The organism is Psychromonas algicola, assembly GCF_004378355.1.
Lineage (GTDB): Bacteria > Pseudomonadota > Gammaproteobacteria > Enterobacterales > Psychromonadaceae > Psychromonas.
The window spans coordinates 1-765 of the sequence record NZ_SNUB01000078.1; the positions used below are offsets into that span (position 1 = coordinate 1).

1 rRNA gene is annotated in these 765 nt (G+C 50.5%); it reads right to left on the reverse strand.

From position 1 onward, the window contains the following. A 16S ribosomal RNA gene (locus E2R67_RS16425) occupies window positions 1–752 on the reverse strand; the annotation flags it as partial. Between the last annotated feature and the right edge of the window lie 13 nt (window positions 753–765).

Genomic DNA, 765 nt, shown 5'->3' on the forward strand with positions numbered 1-765 from the left:
GTCAGTCTTTGTCCAGGTGGCCGCCTTCGCCACTGGTATTCCTTCAGATCTCTACGCATTTCACCGCTACACCTGAAATTCTACCACCCTCTACAAAACTCTAGTTAACCAGTTTCAAATGCAGTTCCAAGGTTGAGCCCTGGGATTTCACATCTGACTTAATTAACCACCTACGCGCGCTTTACGCCCAGTAATTCCGATTAACGCTCGCACCCTCCGTATTACCGCGGCTGCTGGCACGGAGTTAGCCGGTGCTTCTTCTGCGAGTAACGTCACAGACGATACCTATTAAGCATCGCCCTTTCCTCCTCGCTGAAAGTGCTTTACAACCCGAAAGCCTTCTTCACACACGCGGCATGGCTGCATCAGAGTTTCCTCCATTGTGCAATATTCCCCACTGCTGCCTCCCGTAGGAGTCTGGACCGTGTCTCAGTTCCAGTGTGGCTGGTCATCCTCTAAGACCAGCTAGGGATCGTCGCCTTGGTAAGCCATTACCTTACCAACTAGCTAATCCCACTTGGGCTACTCTTATGGCGTGAGGCCCGAAGGTCCCCCACTTTGATCCGGAGATGTTATGCGGTATTAGCAGTCGTTTCCAACTGTTGTCCCCCACCATAAGGCATATTCCCAAGCATTACTCACCCGTCCGCCACTCGTCATCTTCTAGCAAGCTAGAAATGTTACCGTTCGACTTGCATGTGTTAAGCCTGCCGCCAGCGTTCAATCTGAGCCATGATCAAACTCTTCAATTTAAAGTTTAATTTG